The sequence below is a fragment of the Methyloceanibacter sp. genome, assembly GCF_050999895.1.
Taxonomy (GTDB): Bacteria; Pseudomonadota; Alphaproteobacteria; order Rhizobiales; family Methyloligellaceae; genus Methyloceanibacter.
The window spans coordinates 1-9,844 of record NZ_JBPCOU010000008.1 but is presented as its reverse complement, the minus strand read 5'-3'; the positions used below and the strand labels follow the sequence as shown (position 1 = coordinate 9,844).

At 61.9% G+C, this 9,844-nt stretch carries 10 protein-coding genes and 1 pseudogene; 8 read left to right on the top strand and 3 right to left on the bottom strand.

Annotated elements, in window-relative coordinates; all coding sequences use genetic code 11:
• Window positions 1–89: 89 nt before the first annotated feature.
• The 6 genes and pseudogenes from ACR2J1_RS00560 to ACR2J1_RS00535 all read left to right on the top strand — a co-directional run bounded on the left by ACR2J1_RS00560 (window position 90) and on the right by ACR2J1_RS00535 (window position 5,282).
• Window positions 90–306: pseudogene (locus tag ACR2J1_RS00560) on the top strand (dodecin family protein).
• Window positions 307–1,127: 821 nt separating this feature from the next.
• Complete coding sequence (locus ACR2J1_RS00555; RefSeq protein ID WP_434017392.1) at window positions 1,128–1,394, top strand: hypothetical protein; 267 nt, start codon at window positions 1,128–1,130, stop codon at window positions 1,392–1,394.
• Between the two features lie 864 nt (window positions 1,395–2,258).
• On the top strand, window positions 2,259–2,843 hold the full coding sequence (locus ACR2J1_RS00550; protein ID WP_434017391.1) for a methyltransferase family protein: 585 nt from the start codon (window positions 2,259–2,261) through the stop codon (window positions 2,841–2,843).
• Between the two features lie 25 nt (window positions 2,844–2,868).
• Window positions 2,869–3,075: a hypothetical protein gene (locus ACR2J1_RS00545; RefSeq protein ID WP_434017390.1), complete on the top strand. Its 207-nt coding sequence runs from the start codon at window positions 2,869–2,871 to the stop codon at window positions 3,073–3,075.
• Window positions 3,076–3,131: 56 nt separating this feature from the next.
• Complete coding sequence (locus ACR2J1_RS00540; RefSeq protein WP_434017389.1) at window positions 3,132–4,958, top strand: ABC-F family ATP-binding cassette domain-containing protein; 1,827 nt, start codon at window positions 3,132–3,134, stop codon at window positions 4,956–4,958.
• A gap of 159 nt (window positions 4,959–5,117) precedes the next feature.
• Entirely contained in the window at window positions 5,118–5,282 is a 165-nt protein-coding gene (locus ACR2J1_RS00535) for a DUF3309 family protein (RefSeq protein ID WP_434017388.1), read from the top strand.
• A gap of 57 nt (window positions 5,283–5,339) precedes the next feature.
• Here the strand turns inward: ACR2J1_RS00535 and ACR2J1_RS00530 are convergent, their stop codons facing one another.
• A complete protein-coding gene (locus ACR2J1_RS00530; protein WP_434017387.1) occupies window positions 5,340–5,549 on the bottom strand; it encodes a hypothetical protein in 210 nt (69 codons plus the stop codon).
• A 182-nt stretch (window positions 5,550–5,731) separates the two neighbouring features.
• Here ACR2J1_RS00530 and ACR2J1_RS00525 point away from each other — a divergent pair, with 182 nt between their 5' ends.
• Window positions 5,732–6,487, top strand: a complete 756-nt coding sequence (locus ACR2J1_RS00525; protein WP_434017386.1) for a spermidine synthase — start codon at window positions 5,732–5,734, stop codon at window positions 6,485–6,487.
• A gap of 23 nt (window positions 6,488–6,510) precedes the next feature.
• Window positions 6,511–8,100, top strand: a complete 1,590-nt coding sequence (locus tag ACR2J1_RS00520; protein ID WP_434017385.1) for a peptide chain release factor 3 — start codon at window positions 6,511–6,513, stop codon at window positions 8,098–8,100.
• 27 nt (window positions 8,101–8,127) lie between these two features.
• Here ACR2J1_RS00520 and ACR2J1_RS00515 read toward each other — a convergent pair whose 3' ends face one another.
• Together ACR2J1_RS00515 and ACR2J1_RS00510 are read right to left on the bottom strand one after the other, a co-directional pair.
• Window positions 8,128–8,625, bottom strand: coding sequence for a DUF305 domain-containing protein (locus ACR2J1_RS00515; protein WP_434017384.1), 498 nt, complete (start codon window positions 8,623–8,625; stop codon window positions 8,128–8,130).
• Between the two features lie 46 nt (window positions 8,626–8,671).
• The coding region (locus tag ACR2J1_RS00510) for a DUF2254 domain-containing protein (protein WP_434017383.1) at window positions 8,672–9,844 on the bottom strand (1,173 nt) is incomplete at its 5' end.

Below are 9,844 nucleotides of genomic sequence, written 5' to 3'. Positions count from 1 at the left end.
GCGTCCGAGTGCCTGACGGCAACGTACCAGCTAGGCCCGTAAATGCTATGCTGCCTTGTGCTGTTGGTATCCACGCAGGAGGTTTGGTCATGTCTGTCGCCAAGGTCATCGAACTCACGTCGACTTCCGTGAAGAGCTTTGAGGATGCGATTCAGAAGGGGATCGCCAGGAGCAGACAAGACGCTCAAGAACGTTGAAGGCGCGTGGATTAAGGAGCAAAAGGTCATGGTGACGGACGGCAAGATTAAGGCCTACCGCGTCAACATGTTGGTCACTTTCGTCCTCGGCGGGGACACGTCGATCTAGCCACGGGTTTCGCCGCCGTCCTGGATTAACTCGGCGGCACGTCCATACGTCCGCTAATGACCATAGCGGACTTCCGGTAGTGGGCCAGTTTGAATGGGGCGGCTCAACTTCGCCCGGATAGAGCATCGAAGATCGGGCACGACTTTTGATCGCCGGGCTTACATGCCTCGGTCATGCTCTTTAGTGCTCTCTCTAGCCGCTTCAGGCTGGTGATCTTACCCCGCACGTCATCCAGGCGCCGAAGCGTCACCTTTTTTGCGGCGCAATCCTCCTCCTGTGTGTACCGAAAACCTAAACCCGGTCGTAGTGGTGATGAAGTCCGCCGAGGATCGCGCATGACCTAATGCTTCCGGTCCGCTGAATGGGGCGAGAAACGGGGAATCTTTGTCCAACGACCGGCGCGTTCTGATGTCATTGTAATAGCGGGCATAGGCTCGCAGGACCCGGCGCAGATGCGCCTCACCCAAGGCGACGAAATGGTCGACGCACTCGCGCCTGGATCGATCCGATCAGCCGTTCCGCAAAGCCGTTCTGCCAAGGCGAGGCTGGTGCAGCAGGCCTGTCCCGAATGCCCATGGCGCGCAATCGGCGTGCGACGATGGCGCCGTAAATCCGATACGATCGCGAATGAGGTACTGCGGGGCATCGTCTCAAGGAAATGCCTCCGTTATTTGACGCATAATCCATTCTGCCGTCGGGTTTGTTGTGACGTTGATCCAAACGAGCTCTCTGCGGTCTAGCCGAACGATGACGAGGGCATAGAGCGGGTCGAAGCTGATGGTCGGGACAACGAACAAGTCCATGGCGGCAATGTCCGGCGCGTGGTTGCGCAGAAAGGTTCGCCATCCCTGACTTGGCGGCCCGCGTCGCTTGGCCATGTACTTGGCAACGCTCGACTACGCGACCTCAAACCCGAGCTTGAGCAGTTCGCCATGGATGCGCGGCGCGCCCAAAAGCGGGTTCTCAATGCTCATTCGCCGGATCAATACGCGTCGGGAGACCAGGCCGTTCCCTATATCGTGAATTTCACGATGGTCGACACGAGCAAAATTGCCGCATTATTTGCGATCGGCTCAAACGTGGGCTGAACGACAGCACGCGCTCCTACTCCCTACTCGCCCGACATTCAGGAGATCCTCGTCTTTGGCGAGATATCGATGGTGCGGCTTGTCTGGACCCTCACGATTACTGGTGAGGACGGCGGCGAACCGGTCTATCGAGTCGGGAATGGACATATTCCGCAGACAGGGCGACGGCAGTTAGAGGATCATGCGCTACATGGCCTACACGCAGTGAGCACGCGGAGTTGGTTCCTAGCTTGGACGCAGGTCGCCCCGGAAGGGGGAACGGACGTCCTCTTTGGGTAAAAAGCTGAGTGCGAGGCGTAGCGCCTGTGAGGTCTGCTTCGTGCCAGAAGCCGACATTGAGTACTAATAGCGGTAAGACGGATGAGGGCCGAAAGCCGCTACTAGCCCGTAGCATTGCGAACCGGCGCGATTCGGAATGCCTCACCATTACTGAGAGAAAATCTATCGAAATCCAAATATAGGCGCCACATACGGGTTCCGGTCGGCGAGGAATGTTCGCTCCTGGCTACAGTCTGTGCAGATGAATAATTCTTTCTGTTTTCTAAAGCTGCGGTCAGCCGGCTCGATGAGCTTAAGCTGCAGTTCGCCCCCGCAGGTACAGCGCAACGAGGGCGAAGGTTCGACGAGGGGACGCATGCGATATTCCTCCGCTGCAGAGCCAATGTGTGAATTTCTTTAACGTCAACGATGTTCACGGGTTCCCATGCCCATATGGATTTCGTTGGGAAAGATCTAGGAACGCGGAGATGTGGGAGGAGTGCCCGACAAAGGCCCCACCCAAAGCCCGAGGCTTCGCGGGGCGCGGAAGGTGTCTTCAATGCCTTCGATCAGCCCAGCCGAACCCGATCACGTCTATGAGGGCATGTGCATAGCGCTTGCCTTGTCGGGCTCGGCATCCGTGCCTTCACGGTCGGCTTCGTCCCCGCGGGGACGTCGGGAAGAAACCGCCGCGAACAGGTCGCCTCCACCCTCAAGGTCACCGGCATGTATTCCTTGACGCGCAATCCGCTCTATTTCGGCAACGCCGTCATCTACATGTCCATCGCGGTCTTCACCGAAGGCGTCTATTTCGTCATCGTGATGGCCCTGTTCCTGGTCATCTATCTGGAGCGCATCATCGCCGCCGAGGAGCACTATCTCGCAGCCCGTTTCGGGTCCGCCTATTCGGAGTGGGCAAAAAGCGTGCCTGCGTTCTTTCCGCGCTTCTCGAGCTGGAAATCGCCGGAACTCGAGTTTTCCTTGCGGAATGTGCTGCGGCGGGAATATTCCGGCTTCTTCGCCATCATCGTTGCGTTCGCTGCTATCGAGCTGCTAGAAGGTGTTCTGATCTTCGGCCGTCTGCTGTTCGACGAAGCCTGGGTCATTACCTTCATCGTCGCCGCGATCGTCTATGTGACGTTGCGCTTCCTCAATCGGCGCACGACGGTGCTGCACGTACCGGGCCGTTAAGCGCGGCTACGCAAGGAGAGCTTGAATGACGACCGACCGCCAAGACGTCACCTTCGTCGTCAAAGAGGGACCTGACGGTGAGACTGCGATTGTCGCCGAGCCCGAATTCGAGATCGCGGGGTTTAGCGGGCTGGTCGGCTTCGATTTGCAGCCCGGCACGAGCCTGGAACAGGCCCGCCACGTCGCCGAGCTGATGCGAAGCCATATTCGCGGGATCAGCGTTACGCTTTGACCACTGCTGCCGCCGCATTGGCGGCGCGCGCACGCTTTCGCTAAAGAGGCGGCGTCATGGCACCGCCGCTCCTTTTCCTCAAGGATATCAATCTTTCCTTCGGCTCGACGCCGCTGCTAGTCGGCGCCGGCCTGTCGATCGGCCCGTCGGAGCGCCTCTGTCTCGTGGGCCGCAACGGCTCGGGCAAGTCGACGCTGCTGAAGATCGCGGCCGGCATGATCGAGCCCGATGCCGGCAGCCGCTTCGTCCAGCCTTTGGTGACGGTCCGCTATCTGCCGCAAAGTCCCGACCTCTCCGGATTTGCCACCACGCTCGCCTTCGTCGAGGCGGGCCTCGCCCCCGGCGACGATGCGCACCGTGCGCGCCATCTCCTTGAGAGTCTCGGCCTCACCGGCGCGGAGGATCCGTCACGGCTTTCCGGTGGCGAAAGCCGCCGCGCGGCGCTTGCCCGCGTGCTGGCCCCGGAGCCCGATATTCTTCTCCTCGACGAACCCACCAACCATCTCGACGTGGTGGCGATCGAAGGTCTGGAGGCAGCCCTCAAGGCATCGCGCTCGGCCATGGTTTTGATCAGCCATGACCGCCGCTTCCTGGAGAATCTATCGCGGGCGACGGTGTGGCTCGATCGCGGCATTGCGCGGCGCCTGGAGAAGGGATTCGCCGCGTTCGAGGCGTGGCGCGACGGGATCCTGGAAGAAGAGGAGAGCGCGCGTCACAAGCTCGACCGGCACGTGGTGCAAGAGGAGCATTGGCTCCGCTACGGCGTCAGCGCACGGCGGAAGCGCAATCAGCGCAGGCTGGAATCGCTACTTGTGCTCCGCGACACGCGCAAGCGCAGCCGCGCCAATCGCGCGACCGGCAAAGTGAAGCTGTCGGTGCAGGACGCGCAGGAGACCGGCAGGCTCGTCATCGAGGCGAAGAACGTCGCCAAGAGTTATGGCGATCTCACTGTGGTCCGCGACCTGAGCTTGAGGATCGCCCGCGGCGATCGCTTAGGGCTCGTCGGCCCGAACGGCGCGGGCAAGACGACGCTCATCAATCTGCTGACCGGGACGCTTGCCCCCGATAAAGGCCGCGTGCGCCTCGGCACCAATCTGGAGATCGCGACGCTCGATCAGCGCCGCGGAAGCCTCGACCCTGAGGCGACCGTCGCCGCGACGCTGACGGGCGGACGTGGCGATACGGTCATCATCGACGGCGAGCCCCGCCACGTCACGAGCTACATGAAGGATTTCCTGTTCAAGCCCGAGCAGGCGCGCACACCGGTAAAGGCGCTGTCGGGCGGCGAGCGCGGCAGGCTGATGATCGCGCGTGCCCTGGTGCGTCCCTCCAACGTGCTCGTGCTCGACGAGCCGACCAACGACCTCGATCTGGAGACGCTCGACCTCTTGCAGGAGATGCTCGCGAGCTATCCCGGGACGTTGCTTCTTGTCAGCCACGACCGCGACTTCCTCGACCGCTCCGTCACCTCGCTGCTTGCCTATGAGAGGCAGGGCAGGTGGATCGAATATGCAGGCGGCTATTCCGACATGGTGGCGCAGCGCGGCCACGGCATCGGCGTTTCACAGCATGAGAAGCCGCCGGCTCCGCCGTCGGCGCCGAAGGCCTCTCGTCCGGCACCGGCCCCGCGCCCCGGTAAGGAGCCGCGCAAGCGCTTGAGCCCCACCGAGCAACACACGTTGAAGACGTCCCCCGGGCACATCGAGGCGCTCAGCGAGCAGATCCGCCGGCTGGAGCAGCGTCTCGCCGACCCGGCGTTTTACGCGACCGACCGCGCCGGTTTCACAAGTGTTGGCGCCGAGCTCGCAAAAGCGCAAGGCGAGCGCGCGGCTGCGGAGGAAGAATGGCTCCGGCTCGAGCTCCTTCGCGAGAAGCTCGAATAAGCGCGAGCACCCGCCAAATGGCGCGATCCGCCCCTTTATCGGTGGAATCGAGGCCGCATCGGCCGCGAGAAGAGCGGGGGAAAAGCCCGATAAGAGCTTCACAGCCGCGGGCGAAGCGGCTCAATGTCGGTGAGGCACTGCAAAAAAAGGGGATAGGCCATGTCGCTCGGACTCATACTCGTCATCATTCTCATCATTTTCTTGCTTGGCGGTTTCAGTGGCCGCTTCGGCGGATACGGCTATGGCTTCGGTAACAGCGGCATCGGCCTCATCGGCGTGATCCTGATCATCCTTATCGTCTTGCTACTGATGGGCCGGATCTGACCTGATCGAGTCCCTGGGGCGCGGCGGCGTTCTCGCGTTGCAGGCGCCCCGGTCCTCCTACCCGTCCTCGAGCATGGCGAGGGCCGCGCGGCGTTCCCCCGGCTTCAGCCTGAGGAACAGCGTGCGGGCGGTCTTGATGTCCCGCTCGGACCCGCTCTCCGTGGCCTCTTTTAGAGCGACCGTGGTCGGATGCTCCGCACCGCAGACGAAGACCAGAGCTTTCGCCAGTCGCGCGATGGCGGCCTTGTCGATCGTTTTCTCGTCCATTCGGATCTCCTTGAGGTGTCGGTCCTAGCATAGCGCTGAAGGCGCGCCGCTTCACGAAAGCGGAGGCACGTTTCCCGGCCCGAGCATTGGCGCGATGAGCCGGGACGCCTTATAAGACCCTCAAATCTCCATGAGCCGTCGGTCGTTTTGGACCGCTCTGCTATCATCAGCGAGCTGGATGCGTGAAGTTTGAGGAACTCGATTATCGCCCGACACCCATTGGGGCGCTCAGCCTGCGCCGCCGCCGGGAGCTGACGCTCGGCAAGGATGTCTTCGAGATCAAGCTCGGCGAGGACTTCCTCATGTCGAGCCTCTTCACCGCCTCGGAGATCGCCTTGGCGGACTTGGGCCTGGCGGCGCTGTCCGGCGGCACTTTCGATGTGGTTGTCGGCGGGCTCGGCCTTGGCTACACGGCGAAGGCCGTGCTGGAGCACAAAGGGGTTGCTTCGCTGATCGTCGTCGAGGCTCTTGAAGCGGTGATCGACTGGCACAAAACGGGGCTGCTCCCCCTCGGTCCTGCGCTCACCGCCGATCCGCGCTGCCGTTTCGTGCATGGCGACTTCTTTGCGCTCGCGGCTTCGCCCGCCAGCTTCGATCCTGACGCGCCCGGGCGCCGTTACGACGCGATCCTCGTCGATATCGACCACGCCCCGGACGCGCTGCTCGATGCGCGGAATGCTTCCTTCTATCGGCCTGACGGCCTGCGCCTTCTGGCACGCCACCTTCGCCCCGGCGGCGTGTTCGGCCTTTGGTCGAACGAGCAGCCCGACGCCGCGTTTACCGCCCGCCTCGGCGAGATTTTTGCCTCGGCCAGGGCCGAACCGGTGACGTTCCACAACCCGCTTCAGGACAGTCCCTTCACGCAGACCGTCTATCTCGCCCAAACGGCGCCGGCGGCGGTCGCCGAGTCTCATCGCGGAGGGACCGTCCGATTCTGACGAGCGATCTCAAGACGCAGGGCGTGCGTGCGGAGCAAGCGCCGGAATGGCCGAAACGGCGGACCTTCGCCATCATCTCCCATCCGGACGCGGGCAAGACCACGCTCACCGAGAAGCTGCTTCTGTTCGGCGGCGCGATCCGCATGGCGGGGCACGTCCGGGCGCGCGGCGAGCGGCGGCGCACGCAGTCGGACTGGATGGAAATCGAGCGAGCGCGCGGCATCTCCATCTCGAGCTCGGTGATGACCTTCGAGCGCGACGGCATCACGTTCAATCTGCTCGATACGCCGGGCCATCAGGACTTCAGCGAAGACACCTATCGCACGCTGACCGCCGTCGATTCCGCGATCATGGTCATCGACGCCGCCAAGGGCATCGAGAGCCAGACGCGCAAGCTGTTCGAGGTTTGCCGCCTGCGCGACATCCCCATCATCACCTTCGTCAACAAGATCGACCGCGAGGCGCGCGATCCCTTCGAGCTCCTCGACGAGATCGAAAGCATGTTGGCGCTGGACATCTGCCCGATGAACTGGCCGGTCGGCATGGGCGCCGATTTTCACGGCTGTTACGACTTTGCCGGACAGCGTTTCCTGACATCCGAAGCCGGACGCGGTGGGGCTTACGATAAGTCTATCCCTTGCGACGACATCGACGATCCCAAATTGGATGCGCTGGTCCCGAAGCTCATTCTCGAACGCTTTCGCGAGAGTGCATCCTTGGCGGCGTCAGCCTATCCCGACCTCGACCCCGAAGCCTATCGCGGCGGGCATCTGACGCCGGTCTTTTTCGGCAGCGCGCTCAAGGACTACGCCGTCGACGAGCTGCTCCACGCTCTGGTAACGATCGCGCCGCCGCCGCGCTCGCAGCCGGCCACGCCGCGAAGCATCACGCCGGATGAAGACCGCGTCAGCGGCTTCGTGTTCAAGGTGCAGGCCAACATGGACCCGAACCATCGCGACCGCATCGCCTTCTTCCGGCTATGTTCGGGCCGCTTTCGCCGCGGCATGAAACTGCACCACACCCGCTCGGGCAAAACGCTTACGCTGCAAAATCCGATCTTCTTCTTCGCCCATGAGCGCGAGCTGGCGGAGGAGGCCCTGCCTGGCGACATTATCGGCATTCCGAACCACGGCACCTTGCGCGTCGGCGACACACTCACCGAAGGCGAAGACATCCGCTTCACCGGCATCCCGAATTTCGCGCCGGAAATTCTGCGCCGGGTCCGGCTCGACGATCCCATGCGTGCAAAGCATCTCCGGCGCGCTCTGGAGGATCTGGCGGAGGAGGGGGTGACCCAAGTGTTCCGGCCAATGCTTGGGGCGCAATGGATCGTGGGCGTGGTCGGTCAGCTTCAGATCGACGTGCTCGCCTCGCGCATCGCCTCGGAATACAAGATCGCGGTCGGCTTCGAGGGCGCGCCTTACGAGACGGCGCGCTGGATCACGAGCGACGACCCCGCGATGCTCAAAAGCTTCATCGAGCGGCATCGCGAAAATCTCGCGCAGGATCGCGACGACGCGCCCGTCTTCCTCGCCCGCGATGTCTGGGAGTTGAACCGCGCCATCGAGAAATGGCCGCAAATCCGCTTTCTAACGACAAGGGAGCGCGCGTGATGCCGGCTTCTCGCAGTTCCCTCGACGTCAGCGTCCCGAGGCACTTCGAGGCGGAAGGTCCGGTACATCGGACGCTATCGGGTTTTGCCCGAAATCTGCGATGAGCTGCTCCATTACCCCGATTTCCCTGACCTGCGCGGCGATGATCTCGTCTGCGAGTTTGCGAACCCGATCGTCGCGAATATGCGCGCGCTCGCTCGTCATGATCGCGATCGAGTGATGCGGGATCATCGCCTTCATGTAGGCAACGTCGCTTACAGTCTCCTGGCTGCGTACCAGCCAAAGTGCACCCGCAAAAACTGCGACGCCTAGAAGGATGATCGCAACATTGGCGCGCTTGTTTTGATACATGCTCCACATGAAGCCCAACATTATGATCGCCATGGCCGCGCCCATCACGAAGGCCATCCAAAATCGCGTCTCGCTGAACCAAACATGGTCGAGCGCAAAGGTATTGAGATACATCAGGCCGAACATCGCGATCGTGGACGTGGCGATCATGGCGGCGAAGCGGAAATAGCTCATTCTTTCTCTCCTCGAATGTCGATGCGGCAGATACGCTCTATGAGAGTCAGTCGCTATTCTCCGGCATGAGCGTGTGGGGCACGGGAGCTGCAAGACGCTTGCGGGCCTCGTCCGCTCTGGACGTGAAATCCTCCAAATCGGACGGATCGGCCAGAGTCCGTCGTGCGCTGCGCTCAATTTTGTCGAGATGCGCGAGGAGCGCCTCCCGTGAGTCCTGCCCTTCCACAATCAGCGCCAGCTGACCGATAATTCGGCTCATCTGGATGAGTATGGCCGCGTTCCCGGAAGCCGCCTGCCGGATTTGGTTGAAAGAAACGTCGAGCAGTCCCGGGAAGTCGGTGGTCAGCGTGACGACCCGCACCTGACCGCGTTCGTCCCGATAGCGTACCGGGAGCGAAGGACGGCGGCTCACGCTTTCGAGTGCGGCACCGAGCCGGTTGATGACGGCGATTGCTGTAAAGGGGTCGTTTATACCGGTCGACAGCGCGCGCACGGCGATTTCAACGAGCTGCCGCACGGAGAATTCGAGGTCTTGAGTTGGGGTCCGCTCCGCTCCGATGACGAAAGCCGACCGCAGCTTCGCAGCGAATCCATCGCAGAGGATATCGTTTGAAAAAATCTCAACATGATTGCCGCCCCGGAGAACGAAATGACCTGGGCGGACGAGAGTTCGGATGAGCAAATCGTCCTTTTCCGCACACGAGACCAGCCCGTTGTAATCGACCACTTGCACATAACCGGCGTCGCCGAGCGAGGCATAGGTTTGATACCGGTATCCGCTGGGGTCGAATTCCCCGGTCGGACCCGACTGCTCCTCGCGCGCGGCGCCGGCGATAGAGTGCTCGAGATCGTTCGCCACCTCCTTTACCACCGTGTCGGCGATAATGGACCGAGCGATCTTGTGGACGTAAAAGAGCAGCGCGAACAGGCAGAGCATTGTGAGCGCGCTCGCCACCGTAATGGCGATATGGGGAACGGTGTCTGGCCCGAGCTGGTCTGTAACGCTGCGGAGAACGATAAGCGTGTAAAGAATCGTGCCCATGAACAAGCCGAGCACCATGTGAATTTGACGGTCCTGAATGAAGTTGCCGATCAGGCGTGGACCTAGCTGTCCCGCCGCAAGCGACAGCACGACCATCGTTATCGACACGACAAGAGAGGTCATGGTGATCATGCCGGACAACAACGACGACAGCAGGTCGCGCGCGGTCCCAGCATC